The organism is Streptomyces sp. NPDC006335, from assembly GCF_040612795.1.
GTDB lineage: Bacteria > Actinomycetota > Actinomycetes > Streptomycetales > Streptomycetaceae > Streptomyces.
In genome coordinates this window covers 239,195-253,972 of sequence record NZ_JBEXQX010000004.1, presented here as the reverse complement: position 1 = coordinate 253,972, position 14,778 = coordinate 239,195, and the positions used below count along the sequence as shown (strand labels likewise).

The window sequence follows — 14,778 nt, the reverse complement described above, 5'->3', positions numbered from 1 at the left end:
CTCAGGGAATCGCATCGCTTGATGGGTGTCGCTCAACGCTCGGCACGCAGGCCGACGACCGCGCCCTTGAACTCCAGGCTCCGGGAGGCCGCCTCCAGGATGTCCAGCACCCTGAGGCCCGCCCGGCCGTCGGTCAGCGGCGCCCGGCCCGTGCCGATCGCGTCGGCGAACTCGTCGACCATGCTCCGCAGCGCTTCCTTCTCGCCGATCGCGGGCGCGACCATGTCTCCGGAGCGGTACGAGACGAGCATGTCCCGGCGCTCCTCCGCGCCGATCTCCTGCGGCGCGGCCATGTCCACGCCCCGGTCGTAGACGGACACCCGCTGGAGGGGGTTGAGGTCGTCCCAGAGCAGGGTGCGCTTGGAGCCGCCCACCATGGTGGTGCGCACCTTCGTCGGCGACAGCCAGTTGACGTGCACGTGGGCGATGGCGCCCGTGCTCAGCGTCAGCGTCAGATAGGCGACACAGGCCTGTCCGGCTCCGATCGGGTCGGCTCCGTGGGCGGCTACGGCGACCGGCTCGACGCCCGCCGGGAGGATGAAGTCCAGGATCGACAGGTCGTGCGGGGCCAGGTCCCACAGGACGTCGATGTCCTTCTGGACGAGCCCGAGGTTGATGCGGACCGAGTCGACGAAGTGGATCTCGCCGAGCTCGCCGGAGTGGACCAGTTCCCGGATCCGGCCCACGGCGGGCGTGTAGCAGTAGGTGTGGTCGCACATCAGGGTGAGCCCGCGCTCCTCGGCCTCGGCCACCAGCCGCATCCCGTCGGCGTAGGTCGCCGCGAGCGGCTTCTCCACGAGGACGTGCTTGCCGGCGCGCAGGGCGGCCAGGGCGATGTCGAGGTGGGTCCCGGCGGGCGTGGCCACGGCGACGGCGGCCACGTCGGGGTCGGCGAGGACGGCCGCGTAGTCCGAGGTGGCCTCGACGGTCGAGTAGCCGCCGAGGACCCGCCGGGCCCGGTCCACGTCGAGGTCGACGAGCGAGCGCAGCCGGAACCGCTCGCTGGCCTGGAAGTTGCGGACGAGGTTGGGTCCCCAGTAGCCGGCCCCGACGACCGCCACCCCCAACGGCTCGCTGGTCTGCGTCACTTGGTTCCTCTTCCTTCGGTCCATCAGTAGGCCCCCGTTCCGCGCACCACCGCTGTCGTGGTGCGCGCCAGGATGGACAGGTCGAGGCTGGTCGACCAGTTGTCCACATATGCGAGATCGAGCCGGACCGCTTCCTCCCACGGCAGGTCCGAGCGGCCGCTGACCTGCCACAGCCCGGTGAGGCCGGGCTTCACGAGCAGCCGGCGTCTGACCTCCGCCGGATACTCGTCGACCTCCTCGGGCAGCGGCGGGCGCGGGCCGACGAGCGACATGTCGCCCCTGACCACGTTGATCAGTTGCGGCAGTTCGTCGAGCGAGCTGCGGCGCAGGAAGGAGCCGACCCGGGTGATCCGCGGGTCCTCCTTCACCTTGAACAGCAGACCGTCACCGTTCTGGTTGAGGTGCTCCAGCTCCGCGCGCAGGGCCTCCGAATCGGGGCGCATCGTACGGAACTTGAACATGGTGAAGTGGTCGCCGTACCGGCCCACCCGCTGCTGCCGGAACAGTGCCGGTCCGGAGCTGTCCAGGCGGACGATCAGGGCGATCAGCAGCATGGGCAGGGCGAGCAGGAGCAGCAGCGTGGCCGCGAAGGAACGATCCAGCAGTTCCTTCGGCAGCCGGGCGGTCCGGGAGAGGTTCGGCGCCTGGACGCGCACCAGCGGCACCCCGTTGGTGGGCCGCACCGCGAGCCGTGCGGCTGCCACGTCGGCCAGGACGGGGGCCAGCAGGAAGTCGACGCCCCGCGCGGCGGCGGTCCACGACATCCGGCGCAGGACGGAGGCGTCGAACTCGGGCGCGGGCAGCACCACCAGCGTGCCGATGCCCATGGCCCGGATGACGTCGTCCATGGTGTCCACACCGCCGAGGACCGGAATCCCCAACCTGCGGACCTCCGCGGCGTTCTGAGGATCGCTCAGACACACGCCCGCGGCCCGGAGTTCCTGGCCGCCATCGCGCCGCAGTACGGCGACCAGGTCCGCGATGCCGTGCGCCGGACCGACCAGGAGCGTGGCGCTGCGGCCCCGGTCCCTCGCCCATCTGCGGTGCAGTCGGCGCCGGAGCGTGTACCGCACCAGCAGGGCGAGGGCGGCGGCGGGCACCGCAGCCATGATCATGTCATGAAGGAGGGCCGAATCGTGGGTGAACGACCAGTGCGCGACCGCGGCGAGCGCCGGCAGTGCGACGGCCCCGCGGAGCACCCGTCGGTACTCCTCGGTCCCCAGCCCCAAGGCGCTGCGGTCGTAGGTGCGATGGGCGACCATCGCCACGATCCACGTCGGGGGCAGCACCAGGGCCACCGCCCAGCGGCCGTAGGCCGCGTGGATCACGAAGGCCGCGGCAACAGCGGCAAGGCTGTCCGCGACCAGCAGGACGATCCGGTACCTCTGCTCCCAAGGTCTTCGGCGACCTTGTGGAGTTCGATGTTCCACAAGCTGTTGCTCATGCGTGACCTCAATGGTCATGCGCCCCCCACACGTGCACGGTTACCCCTGACCGAACACCGATGTGCCCCCGACACAGCGGCAGTTGAAACAAAAGAAGCCGCAGCGGTTCCCCAACCGCTTCATGTCCCCATACATGTCGGCTTGGACCTCGAGCTCCCCACCCAAACCGGTTCGGCGGCCCTCAATCTAGACCACCGAACGCAGTCACGGGAACAGTTGGACGAAACACACATCGCAATAGTGACATCGACTGCATACTGCCCAGGTGACGAGCATCGTGATCCCGGCCCACAACGAGGCGCAAGTCATCGGCCGGCTCCTCGATTCACTTCTGGCCGATTCCGTGGAGGACGAGACAGACATCGTGGTCGTGTGCAATGGCTGTACGGACGACACCGCGCGGATCGCGGCCGCGCGCAGTCCTCGCGTGCGCGTGGTCGAGATCCCCGTGCCGTCCAAACACGCCGCTCTGCGGGCGGGTGACGACCACGCCCGCGGCTTCCCCCGGCTCTACGTGGACGCCGACGTCGTGATCGGGAGCGCCGACGTACGGGCGCTGACCGAGCCCCTCGACGACCCCACCTCGGGCATCCTCGCCACCGCGCCCGAACGGAGGATCCCGCTGGCCGGCAGCGCCTGGCGGGTGCGCGCCTACTACCGGGTGTGGCAGCGGCTGCCCGCGGTGCGCGCGGGGCTGTTCGGCCGGGGCGTCATCGCGGTCTCCAAGGCCGGGCACGCCCGGATCGCCGCGCTGCCGCCGCTGATGGCCGACGACCTGGCCGCGTCCCTGGCCTTCGCGCCCGAGGAGCGACTCGTGGTCGACGCGGCCCGTGTCGTGGTCCAGCCGCCGCGAACATGGCCGGATCTGATCAAGCGGCGCGTCCGCGCGGCGGTGTCCACGACCCAGGTCGAACAACATCACCAGAGCCCGCAGGAGGCGTCGGCGCGCACGAGCAAGGCGGATCTGATCGCCCTGGTCCGCGCCGAGCCGGGGCTCATCACGGGTGTCGTAGTCTTCGTCGCGGCGGCGGTCGTCGCCCGGCGTGGGGCCGCGAAGGCCATCCGCGCCCAGGACTTCGGCACCTGGCTGCGGGACGAGAGCAGCCGACAGAACTGAAGCGCACCAGATCGGGAGTTCCCGAACATGTACCTCACCGACCGCTCCGCGCCCGCGGGGGCGGACACCGATCAGGGCCGAAGACGCGGCCTGCGCCCCGGGGTCGCCCCGGTCGTGCTCGTGCTGGGCACGGTCAGCCTGATCACCGACATCTCCTCGGAGATGGTCACCGCCGTCCTGCCGCTCTACCTGGTCAGCACGCTCGGGTTCAGCCCGCTGGCCTTCGGCACCCTCGACGGTGTCTACAACGGCGTCAGCGCGCTGGTCCAGTTGACCGGCGGCCACCTCGCCGACCGCATCCGCAACCACAAACTCCTCGCCGGTCTCGGCTACGGCCTGTCCGCGCTGTGCAAGCCGCTGCTCCTGCTGGTGAGCAGCATCGGCGCGCTCGGCACGGTCCTCGCCCTGGACCGCACCGGCAAGGGCCTGCGCACCGCCCCGCGCGACGCGATGATCTCCCTGTCCACGCCGTCCGGGAAACAGGGCCGGGCCTTCGGCGTGCACCGGGCCATGGACACCACCGGCGCGATGCTCGGACCGCTCGCCGCCTTCCTCATCCTGAGCGCGGCGGCCGACGGCTACGACGCGGTGTTCGGCGTGAGCGCGTGCGTGGCGGTGCTCGGGGTGGTCGTGCTGGTGCTGTTCGTACCGGGCAGGCGGCAGGGCGGCACGGACGGGCTCGTACCGGGCGGACGGCAGCGCACCGAGGCGGAAGAAGAACCCGGTACCACCGCCCGCTCCCCCGTCCGCGTCCGGGAAGCCCTCGCACTCCTGCGTCTGCCCCGCCTGCGCGCCCTCGCCGGCTGCGCCGCGCTCCTCGGCCTGACCACCGTCAGCGACGCCTTCGTCTACCTGCTCCTGCAACGCCGCGCGGGCATCGGCGAGCAGTGGTTCACGCTGCTCCCGCTGGGCACGGCGGTCGTGTTCCTGCTGCTGGCCGTGCCCGTGGGCGCGCTGGCCGACCGGGTCGGGCGGCACGCCGTCTTCCTCGCCGGGCACGGGGCGCTGCTGACCGGTTACGCCCTCCTGCTGTGGGCGCCGGCGACTCCGGCCCTCCCCTTCCTCGTGCTCGCCCTGCACGGGGTCTTCTACGCGGCCACCGACGGCGTGCTCCCGGCCGCCCTCGCGGACATCGTGCCCGAACACCTTCGCGCCAGCGGCCTCGCCATCGTCGGCACCAGCCAGGCGCTGGCCCGCTTCTGCTGCTCCCTGGCCTTCGGCGCGGCCTGGACGGTGTGGGGAGACGGCCCGGCACTGGCCGCCTCGGCGATCGGCCTGCTGTGCTGCGCGGCCGTGGCGAGCAGGGTCCTGCGACCGGGGCACGGCACCGCATGAGCGACAAGACGTCGAGGCACGGGGATCCACGATGACGGCCCCACCTACGGCGACCCGAGTCCCGATCGACCACCACAGCCGCACGTGGCCCGAGCCCCACATGCCCGCCACCGTCCGGACGGTACGGACTCCCCGACGCCCCGCACGGCCCGGCCGGTACGGAGTCCTCGACGGAACACGGGCGACCCCGACCAGCCGCCACAGCCTCGACAGGCCCGAGAACCGGCCAACCCAGTACGGCTGCGACGACGCCGAGGGCCACATACCCGCCACCGTCCGGACGCCACGGAGTCCTCGACGGCCGACACACAGCCTCACCGGTACTGAGTCCTCAGCGCCCACCGCAGCATCCTCGACGCAACGAAGGCGGCCCACCACAGCCCCCACGGCCTCGGCAACCCCGGGCCCCACATGCCCGTCACCATCCCGAAGGACCGGGGTCAGAACGGCCCCGGTGATCACCACACCCACCAGGGCCCCGCAGCCCCCCAGTCCACTCCAGCCACATCGAGGAACCACATGACACCGCTACGCCGCCGCCTGCTCGTCCTGCTCACGGCGGTCCTGCTGCTCGCGGGCGTGGGTACGGGCATGGTGCTGCACGCCGCCGACCGGGCGGACCGCGCGAACCGACCCGCGGCGGGCGGCCCCTCCGTCGGCTCGGGCAAGTTGACGCTCGACCAGAAGAACCGCCTGACGTTCATCAACGCCGCCGCGGGCCCGCACCGCACCGCGGTCGCCTCGGTCCCGTCAGCCGATCCGAAGGGCGGCCGGACCGCCTCGGACCTCAAGTGCGCGCGCTTCTACGCGGCGGCCGGCACCGGTGTCTGCCTCCAGTCCAACCCCGGCGTCCTCAAGCAGAGCAACCGCGCCCTGCTCCTGGACGCCGACCTGCGCACCCGGCACACCTACGCGCTCGCGGGCACCCCGAGCCGGGCCCGGGTCTCCCCCAGCGGACGCTTCGTCGCGTGGACCGTGTTCGTCTCCGGGGAGTCGTACGCGTCGGCCTTCTTCTCCACCCGGACCTCGGTCCTGGACACCCGCACCATGAAACTGACGCCCAGCCTGGAGGAGTTCTCCATCACCCTGGACGGCAGGTCCTACCAGGCCGCGGACGTCAACTTCTGGGGTGTCACCTTCGCTTCGGACGACGACACGTTCTACGCCACCCTCAACACCGCCAACAAGACCTACCTGGTCCGGGGTTCGCTCTCCGGCCGCGAGGTCACCACTCTGACCGAGAACGTGGAGTGCCCCTCGCTCTCCCCGGACGGGACCCGAGTGGCGTTCAAGAAGCGGGTGTTGTCGCGTACCGACCTCTGGCACGAGTACGTCCTCGACCTGCGCACCCTCAAGGAGACGCCGCTCGCCGAACGCCACAGCGTCGACGACCAGGCCGCCTGGCTCGACAACCAGACCGTCGCCTACGCCCTCCCCGCCGAGGGCAAGGTCGGAACCAGCGACCTGTGGAGCGTCCCGGCGAACGGCAAGGGCAAGCCGCGTCTGCTGATCGCCGGAGCGTCCTCCCCGGCTCCCCTGTAGCGGCGGAAGCCGGCAGTCGCGCGTTCCCCGCCGGTCCGCAGTCACCGTTCGTGCCGGTCCGCAGCCACCGTTCAGCCGGTCCGCAGCCCGCGTTCAGTGCAACTCGGCCTCCACGGGGTCCTCGTCGAGGAAGCCGCCCGACTGGTGGTGCCACAGCTTCGCGTACGGGCCGTCCAGGGCGAGCAGTTCCTGGTGGCTGCCCTGCTCCACGATCCGCCCGCGGTCGAGGACGACGAGCTGGTCCATGCCCGCGACCGTGCTCAGCCGGTGGGCCACCACGAGCGCGGTCCGCCCCTCCATGAGCCGCCACAGAGCTTCCTGGACCAGGACCTCGCTCTCCGAGTCCAGCGCACTGGTCGCCTCGTCGAGCAGCAGGATCGGCGCGTCGCGCAGGATCGCCCGGGCGAGGGCGACGCGCTGGCGCTGTCCGCCGGACAGCTTGACGCCGCGCTCCCCCACGAGGGTGTCGAAGCCCTCCGGCAGCGCGTCGGCGAACTCCGTGACATGGGCCGCCTCGGCGGCGCGGCGGATCTCGGCGTCGGTGGCGTCCGGCCGGGCGAAGGCGATGTTGTCCCGCAGGGACCGGTGGAACATCGCCGGGTCCTGCGGAACGTAGGCCATCAGACTGCGCAGGTCGGTCTGGCGCAGCCTGCTGATGTCCTGTCCGCCGACCAGGATCCGGCCTCCGTCGATGTCCTGCATCCGCAGCAGCAGCCGGGTGAGTGTGGTCTTGCCGCCGCCGGACCGGCCGACGAGCCCCACCTTCGTCCCGCCGGGCACGACCAGATCCAGTCCCTCGAAGAGCCGCTCGGCGCCGCCGTGCGCGAAGCTCACCTGTTCGAAGCGGACATCGGCGGCCCCGGGCAGCAGCGGCTCGGGCGACGGCGGGTCGAGCACGGTCGGCGAGGTCAGCAGCAGTTCGGTGAACTGCGCGGCCTCCGTCATCGAGCCCTCCAGGCGACGGTAGATCTGGTTGAACTCGAACATGATCCGGGTCGCGTTGGAGTAGTAGGTGAAGGCGACCACGACCGCCTCCACGCCGTGCTCTCCCCCGCCGAGGGCGACCGCGAGCAGCAGCCCCAGCGCGTTGGTCAGCACGGACATCGGCGCGACGAAGGTGTCGATGCGCAGATTGCCGTAGTCCCAGGACCTGAGCATGAGCCGGCGTGAGACCGCGACCCGGGAGCGGTGTTCGGCGGCCTCACGGGCCTCGGCGCCGAACGCCCGGACGGTGTCCATGTTCATCAGGCTGTCGGCGACATGCCCCGACACCCGGGCGACCGCCGCCTCGCGCTCGGCGACCAGTGCCTGGCGGCGCCGGATCAGGGGTGCCGCGCACAGCGCCGTCACCGCGATCATCGTCAACAGCCCGACGACGAGCAGTGGTTCGTAGCGCCACAGCACCACCGAGCCGAACAGCAGCGGGACGAAACTGCCCACGATCTGGAACGCCAGGGTGTCCACGAACGGCTCGAAACGGGTGGCGAAGCTCAGGACACGCTTGGTGAGCGAGCCGGCGAAGTTGTCGTGGAAGAACGAGGCGTCCTTGGCGAACAGCTCGTCCATCCCGATCACGTACAAGTGCTCGATGCCGAGGGCGTCGAGACGGTTCAGACAGTGCAGGGCGACCCGCCACAGCGCTTCCGCGAGCAGCAGGACACCGGCGAACCCCAGGACGTACGGCAGCGCGGAACCGACGGTCATGTCGCCGCCGTCGGCGATGGTTCCGGCGAGCTTGGCGACGATCAGCGGCGCGATGTAGTTGATGCCGATGCTGCCCAGCGCCGACAGCAGCATGGCGGGCGCGGTCAGCCGCCGCAGCCGGGCCAACTCCCGTCCGTAGTAACGAAGTGCGAGCAGCACCGCGCCTTTGCGCGGTGCGGTTTTCTGTGCCTCAGACGTCTGCATCCTAACCCTGTGTGTTCGAGGTGTCGCGGTCCGAGTTCGGCAGTGTCCCGCGACGGCGACCTCGCGGTCCACGCGTTTTTCGACAGGTCACGTGCGCCGAGGCGCCTCAAATCTCAAGTGACGCAGGGGGATTGACCTAGAAAGCGCTTGCCACCTACGGTCCCCCGAATGGGTATGCAGCGAAGATTCGGGTGGGCGTCGCTCGCCGCGGCGACCACCATGGCACTGGCGGCGGGAGTGACCGCGGCCCCCGCCGCCCACTCGGCGGACGATCCGGTGCAGATCGTGGTCGACGGGAACGACGTACGCGCCGACAACGTGAACGGCCTGACCTACAAGGGCCTGGGCCTGCTGAGTTGCAACAGCACGAGCAATCTGCTGATGGACTACAAGGCGGAGCACCCCGACCGTTACTGGCAGCTCGTCAGAGTGCTGTTCGGCGGGAAGAACCCGCTCATCAACCACGTCAAGATCGAGATGGGATCGGACACCAACACGTCGACCGGTTCCGATCCGGCGACCATGCGCACGGCGGACGAACTCGCCGACGCGTCCCGCTCCCCCGGCTTCCAACTGGCCGCCGACGCCAAGACGGTGAACCCGGGGCTCAAGGTCTCGATCCTGCGCTGGGTCATGCCCCAGTGGGTCCAGACCGAGTGGAACAAGGGCACCGGCACCGACGAGATGTACAAGTGGTACAAGGAGACGATCCTCGACGCGTACCAGAAGTACGGGTACATGGTCGACTACGTCAATCCGGACACCAACGAGACCACCAAACCCGACATCTCCTTCGTCAAGTGGTACAAGAACGCCCTGGTGAACGACACCGAATTCGCCGACGCCCGCTACGGACTGACACCTCGTCAGCAGCAGGCGGCCGCGAAGGCGTACCACGGCATCAAGATCGTCGCGTCGGACGAGAACACCACGAAGAACATCGGCCCGGCGATGCTCACGGACACCGAACTCTTCGGCATGGTCGACGCGGTGGGCTACCACTACACCACCGAGGACCGGCTCGACGGCGCTCCCGACAGCGCCACCTACCGGCCCTACACGAAGCTGGCGACCGGCGACAACGCCCGGGGCCAGGACAAGGAGGTCTGGTACAGCGAGGGCGTCGGCTCCTTCGGCTGGACGGACTACCGGGTGAACAACACCGAGGGTCCCGGCGGCGCGAGCACCGGCATCGGCGGTGTGCAGAGCGCCCTCGACCTCGCCAACCGCTCCGTGAAGAGCTACGCCAACTCCAAGCGGACGCACTACATCTTCCAGCCTGCGATCGGCGCCTTCTACGAGGGCGCCCAGTACAGCCACAAGGAGCTGGTCAGCGCCCGGGACCCGTGGTCCGGGAGCATCCACTACGACGCGGCCGTGTACGTGATGCAGCACTTCACCCAGTTCGCGAAGACCGGTTGGGAGAACGACACCAACACGGCCGGCATCTGGCGCACCGTGCCGGAGGCGAGCTACAGCGGGGTGAGCGGCACCGAGAACGTCGACGGCTCGAACGGCGCGCCCAGTTACATGACGCTCGCCGACCCGAGGAAGAAGGACTTCTCGACGATCGCCGTCAACGACAGCGACCGGACGAAGAGTTACCGCATCAAGGCCGAGAACATGGACCTGGGTGCTGACCCCACCATGGAGGTCTGGGAGACCCGCGCGGCAGACCCCGGCGAGGCCTACGACGCGAACTTCAAGCACCTGGCAGCCGAGATCCGCCCCGACGCCGACGGCTACTACACCTACACGGTGAAGCCCCGCTCGATCGTCACGTTCACCACGCTCGACCGAAGCCGCGACAAGGCGACGACCCAGCGCCTGCCCTCCTCGGCCGCCCGCACGGTGCTCGACACCGACGCGAGCGGCAAGCGGCACGACACCCACGACACCGTCCTGTACGCCGACGACTTCGGGTACGAGGAGGAGGGCAGGGTCCGGGTCGGCACCGACAACGGCGCCCGCAAGGCTTCCCAGTCGTATCTCATGTCCCGTGGCAACCAGCCCCGTTACATGGTCGACCAGACCGGAGCCTGGGAGGTCGGCAAGGACAAGGACGGCGACAACGTCCTGTACCAGTACCTCGACCAGTCCATGAAGGACACCGGCGCCTGGAACCGGAACACCCCCAACACCACGGTCGGCGACTTCCGTTGGGAGAACTACAAGGCCTCGGTCGACGTCTCCTTCCCGGACCCGCAGGGCGGCCTCGCCACCCTGGGCGTGCGCCAACAGAAGGGCATGGCCGCGACGGACGCCGCGTACAGCGTCGGGATCGGCCCGGCCGGGAGCTGGACCCTCTCCAGGTACGGCACGGCCGTCCGCACCGGGACGGTGGCCGCGTCCGGCGGTTACCACCTCGCTCTGGAGGCCAGGGGCGCGACCGTCACCGCATACGTCGACGGACAGGCCGTCGCCACCTACCAGGACCCGGCACCCGTGACCGGGGGGCGCGTCAAGCTCGGCACCGACTTCCACCGGACCGCGTTCGACAACCTGAAGGTCGAGAAGGTCGCCGGGCACACCCCGTACGCCACCACGCTGACCGACAACATGGACGGCTCGGTCGCCTACGGCGGCACCTGGAGCCGCAACGCGTCCCTCGGTGACGCGATGAACTGGTACCGCTCGACGTCCACCAGCACCACGGCCGGCGCGACGGTCACCGTCCCGTTCCGCGGCACCGGCGTCGACGTCATCGGCGGCAACGACGGAAGCGCCGTCCTCGACGTCTCCGTGGACGGCCGGCCCGTCGCCCGGGACGCGAGGACCACCGCCACCGACAAGCGTCAGGCGACGTACTCGCTGCGCGGTCTGCCCGACGGCAGGCACGCGGTGACGTTCACGCTGAAGTCCGGGAAGATCGTCCTCGACGCCTTCACCGCGCTCTCCGGAGACGTGGACGGGCGGGTCGACACGGCCCCGCTGCGCGGCGCCCTGCAGGCGGTGGGCTCCCCGGACCGGACCGACTACACGGCCGACTCCTGGGCCCTGTTCGCCACCGCGCGCACGGCCGCCAGGACCGCGCTGTCCGGTCAGCGTGGCCTCGACACCCTCGGTGTGGAACAGCTCGTGAGCAGGCTCGGCGCCGCCTACGACGGACTGGTCCGCGAGGAGGCCTGACCGACGCGAGCGGCGGGCCCGCCACTTCCGGCAGACCCGCCGCTCATCACCGTCGGGACGACAGGATTCGAACCTGCGACCCACCCCCTTGTCAGGGGCATGACCCTCTTCTACAGTCCCCGGATACGGAGTCGTGGGAGCGCTCCCACCAGCGAGGTGTCCCAGCGCTCACTCCCCTCCCTCCCAGAGGACTCCCAAGGACTCCCATACGAACGTCACGGCGCCCCGTCACGAAGAAGGCGGATCCCCCCATGCAGCTTCTTTCGACCCCCCGCTCGCCCGCCAGAAGACGCACCGCCACATTGCTGGCAGCGCTCTGCTGCGCCGCGTCACCCGTGCTGGCCTCGGCGGCCCAGCCGCCCGCGGCGAGTGCCGCGGCCGCTGAGGTCCTGGGCAACGCCACCCACTTCGCCGGGCTCGGCAGCCCCTACGGCGGCTGCGGTCTGCCACAGCGTGAACTGGACAGCCAGGACTTCGTGGCGCTCAACGTGTTCAACACACCCCGCGACTACTCGAGCACCTACCCCCGCCCGGTGCCGGACTCAAGCGCATCGGTCAAGGGGGTCTTCGACAACGGCCGCAACTGCGGTCGCTGGGTCAGGGTCACCATCGGGGACTACTGCACCGGCACCAACGACGGCGCTCCGGGCCGTTCCTTCTGCCGCAGCGGCTCCTGGGTGGCCGACAAGTACAACGGGGCCACCCTGACCATGCTCGTCGCGGACAGCTGCGCCGATTCCAACGCCTGGTGCCGGGACGACCCCCACCACCTGGACCTGGCAACCGACTCCCTCAACCGCTTCCGGATCGGCGGCACCCCAGTGGGGACGATGTACCCGGACCACTGGAACAACCGTCATGTTTCCTGGAGCTTCGTCCCGGCCCCGGACTACAGCGGCGACATCCGTATCGGCTTCGTCAGGGGAGCCCAGCGGTACTGGCCCGCCATCGCCCTCTCCCATCTACCCAACGGCATCCACGGCGTCCAGTACCTGGCGAACGGCACCTGGACCGACGCCGCGATGAACAGCGACATGGGGCAGTCCTACGTCATCGGCGCGACGGCCTCCGGCCAGAGCAGCTTCACCATACGGATCCGCGACGCGGCCGACGCCTGGCTGGGCGGCGGCCGTACGTACTCCTTCTCGCTGCCGTCAGGCTGCGCGGGAGGCTGCTCGCAGGACTACACCGCCGTCGCCTACACCACCGACAGCTCCGGAGAGACACCACCTCCCACTCCCGCGCCGAGCCCCTCCGGCGACACCGCCTGCACGGCGGAGTGGAAGCTGACCGGCTCATGGCAGGGCGGGTACCAGGCCGATGTCACGGTCACCAACACCGGGTCCCGGCCGACCACCGCCTGGTCGGTGCGCCACACCCTGCCGGACGGCGTGACCGTGGCGAACCGCTGGAACGCGGTGCTGGATCCGTCCGGCCCCGCCACCACCGTTCACAACGCCTCCTACAACGGCTCGCTGGCACCGGGCGGCTCGACGACCTGGGGGATGACGCTCAGCGGCGACGACCGAGACCTCGGCACACTCTCCTGCACCGCGTCCTGACTCCCGGAGATTGACACGCAGTACCCGCCTGGCGGACCGGTCAGCCGCAGGCCCTCGGCCTGGGCCCGGCCCGGCTCACCAGCTCGTCGATCAGCTGGGTATCGAGCTCATCGATCCCTTACGGCAACGAGGAGATCAAGTGAAACGTCGTCACGCCTTGATGGCCGCCGGTGCCTCCGGTGCACTGATCCTGGGTGGCCTTGCGATCGCCACCCTGCCCGCATCGGCAGCCTCCACCGGCTGCTCGATCGCGTACAAGGTGCAGAGCGAATGGCCGGGAGGGTTCACCGCGAACCTGACCATCACGAATCTCGGCTCCCCCGTGCGAGGGTGGACCGCCACGTTCGACTTCCCGAACTCCGACCAGAAGGTCACCAACGGCTGGAGTGCCACGTGGACACAGTCCGGAACCCGCGTGTCCGCCACCAGCCTCGACTGGAACGGAGCGCTGGACACGGGCAGGTCTGCTTCCATCGGGTTCACCGGTGCGTGGAAGGGCTCCAATCCGGAACCCGCGTCGGTGGCGCTCAACGGCGTGACCTGTACCGGCTCGGTGACATCCCCGTCCCCCACCCCCACCTCCACTGCGACCGGCGGTCCCAGTGATCCGGCCCCGGAGCTGAAGGTCTCCGGTAACAAGATCGTCACCGCGAGCGGCAAGCAGTACCGGCTGCTGGGTGTGGACCGCTCCAGCGGTGAATACGCTTGTGTGCAGGGCAAGGGGCTGTGGGACAGCGGCCCGGTCGACCAGGCGTCCGTCGACGCGATGAAGACCTGGAACATCCACGCGGTACGCGTGCCGTTGAACGAGGAATGCTGGCTCGGCATCAACGGCTCGCCCAGTGGATCCGCCTACCAGCAGGGCGTCAAGGACTACGTCGACCTGCTGGTGGCCAACGGCATCACCCCGATCCTCGATCTGCACTGGACCCGGGGTGCCTACACCAACGGGCCGGACTGGCACTGCAAGGACGCGACCGCGACGTGCCAGAAGCCGATGCCGGACGCTCAGTACGCCACCCGGTTCTGGACCGGTGTCGCCAACGCGTTCAAGGGCAACGACGCCGTCGTTCTCGATCTGTTCAACGAGCCGTACCCGGAGGTCGCCGCCAACTGGGACAAGACCCTCGGCTGGACGTGCTGGCGGGACGGCGGCACCTGCACCGGTCTTCCCTATGAAACCGCCGGCATGCAGGACCTGGTCGACGCCGTCCGGGCCACCGGCGCGACCAACGTCCTCATGCTGGGTGGCCTGGAGTGGGCCAACGACCTGCGGGAGTGGCTGACGTACAAGCCGACCGACCCGCTGAACAACCTCGCCGCGTCCTGGCACTCCTACAGCTTCAACGCCTGCGCGACCGAATCCTGCTGGGACAGCCAGGTCGCGCCGCTCGCGGAACAAGTGCCGGTCGTCATCGGTGAGTTCGGCCAGGACAACTGCGGCTTCGACTACATGCAGCGGCTGGTCGACTGGGCCGACGCGCACCACATGGGGTATCTCGCATGGACCTGGAACCCGTGGGGTTGCAGCACCGGCGCCGTGCTCATCAAGGACTGGGCCGGAACCCCGGAGCCCGGCATCGGCGAGGGGCTGAAGGCCCACCTGATCAGCCAGGACCCCTACACGACCCCGTAACGCGTACCCGTCCCGA

At 69.8% G+C, this 14,778-nt stretch carries 9 protein-coding genes; 6 read left to right on the top strand and 3 right to left on the bottom strand.

Features of this window, described 5'->3' with window-relative positions; translation table 11 throughout:
• Positions 1-32: 32 nt before the first annotated feature.
• Together ABZ098_RS14975 and ABZ098_RS14970 are read right to left on the bottom strand one after the other, a co-directional pair.
• Positions 33-1,088: a Gfo/Idh/MocA family oxidoreductase gene (locus ABZ098_RS14975; protein ID WP_356590940.1), complete on the bottom strand. Its 1,056-nt coding sequence runs from the start codon at positions 1,086-1,088 to the stop codon at positions 33-35.
• A 23-nt stretch (positions 1,089-1,111) separates the two neighbouring features.
• Entirely contained in the window at positions 1,112-2,551 is a 1,440-nt protein-coding gene (locus ABZ098_RS14970) for a sugar transferase (RefSeq protein WP_356590938.1), read from the bottom strand.
• 247 nt (positions 2,552-2,798) lie between these two features.
• On the opposite strand from ABZ098_RS14970, the gene ABZ098_RS14965 reads away from it, so the two are divergent.
• The 3 genes from ABZ098_RS14965 to ABZ098_RS14955 all read left to right on the top strand — a co-directional run bounded on the left by ABZ098_RS14965 (position 2,799) and on the right by ABZ098_RS14955 (position 6,527).
• The gene (locus ABZ098_RS14965) at positions 2,799-3,650 is read left to right on the top strand and encodes a glycosyltransferase family 2 protein (protein WP_356590936.1); all 852 of its coding nucleotides are present in this window, start codon (positions 2,799-2,801) and stop codon (positions 3,648-3,650) included.
• Positions 3,651-3,677: 27 nt separating this feature from the next.
• Positions 3,678-4,985 (top strand): MFS transporter, encoded by a 1,308-nt coding sequence (locus ABZ098_RS14960; protein WP_356590934.1) that lies wholly within the window; start codon positions 3,678-3,680, stop codon positions 4,983-4,985.
• Positions 4,986-5,504: 519 nt separating this feature from the next.
• Positions 5,505-6,527, top strand: coding sequence for a TolB-like translocation protein (locus tag ABZ098_RS14955; RefSeq protein WP_356590932.1), 1,023 nt, complete (start codon positions 5,505-5,507; stop codon positions 6,525-6,527).
• 93 nt (positions 6,528-6,620) lie between these two features.
• Here ABZ098_RS14955 and ABZ098_RS14950 read toward each other — a convergent pair whose 3' ends face one another.
• Positions 6,621-8,435, bottom strand: coding sequence for an ABC transporter ATP-binding protein (locus tag ABZ098_RS14950; protein ID WP_356590930.1), 1,815 nt, complete (start codon positions 8,433-8,435; stop codon positions 6,621-6,623).
• Between the two features lie 168 nt (positions 8,436-8,603).
• On the opposite strand from ABZ098_RS14950, the gene ABZ098_RS14945 reads away from it, so the two are divergent.
• The 3 genes from ABZ098_RS14945 (at position 8,604) to ABZ098_RS14935 (ending at position 14,762) form a co-directional block, all read left to right on the top strand.
• Complete coding sequence (locus tag ABZ098_RS14945) at positions 8,604-11,564, top strand: GH59 galactosidase (protein WP_356590928.1); 2,961 nt, start codon at positions 8,604-8,606, stop codon at positions 11,562-11,564.
• Between the two features lie 251 nt (positions 11,565-11,815).
• Positions 11,816-13,126, top strand: a complete 1,311-nt coding sequence (locus ABZ098_RS14940; RefSeq protein WP_356590926.1) for a cellulose binding domain-containing protein — start codon at positions 11,816-11,818, stop codon at positions 13,124-13,126.
• 160 nt (positions 13,127-13,286) lie between these two features.
• Complete coding sequence (locus tag ABZ098_RS14935) at positions 13,287-14,762, top strand: cellulase family glycosylhydrolase (protein WP_356591430.1); 1,476 nt, start codon at positions 13,287-13,289, stop codon at positions 14,760-14,762.
• Positions 14,763-14,778 lie beyond the last annotated feature (16 nt).

Coding starts and splice junctions, on each gene's coding strand:
- ABZ098_RS14945 (WP_356590928.1), top strand. CDS start 8,604: ATGGGTATGCAGCGAAGATTCGGGTGGGCGTCGCTCGCCGCGGCGACC.
- ABZ098_RS14950 (WP_356590930.1), bottom strand. CDS start 8,435: ATGCAGACGTCTGAGGCACAGAAAACCGCACCGCGCAAAGGCGCGGTG.
- ABZ098_RS14935 (WP_356591430.1), top strand. CDS start 13,287: ATGGCCGCCGGTGCCTCCGGTGCACTGATCCTGGGTGGCCTTGCGATC.
- ABZ098_RS14960 (WP_356590934.1), top strand. CDS start 3,678: ATGTACCTCACCGACCGCTCCGCGCCCGCGGGGGCGGACACCGATCAG.
- ABZ098_RS14955 (WP_356590932.1), top strand. CDS start 5,505: ATGACACCGCTACGCCGCCGCCTGCTCGTCCTGCTCACGGCGGTCCTG.
- ABZ098_RS14970 (WP_356590938.1), bottom strand. CDS start 2,551: ATGACCATTGAGGTCACGCATGAGCAACAGCTTGTGGAACATCGAACT.
- ABZ098_RS14940 (WP_356590926.1), top strand. CDS start 11,816: ATGCAGCTTCTTTCGACCCCCCGCTCGCCCGCCAGAAGACGCACCGCC.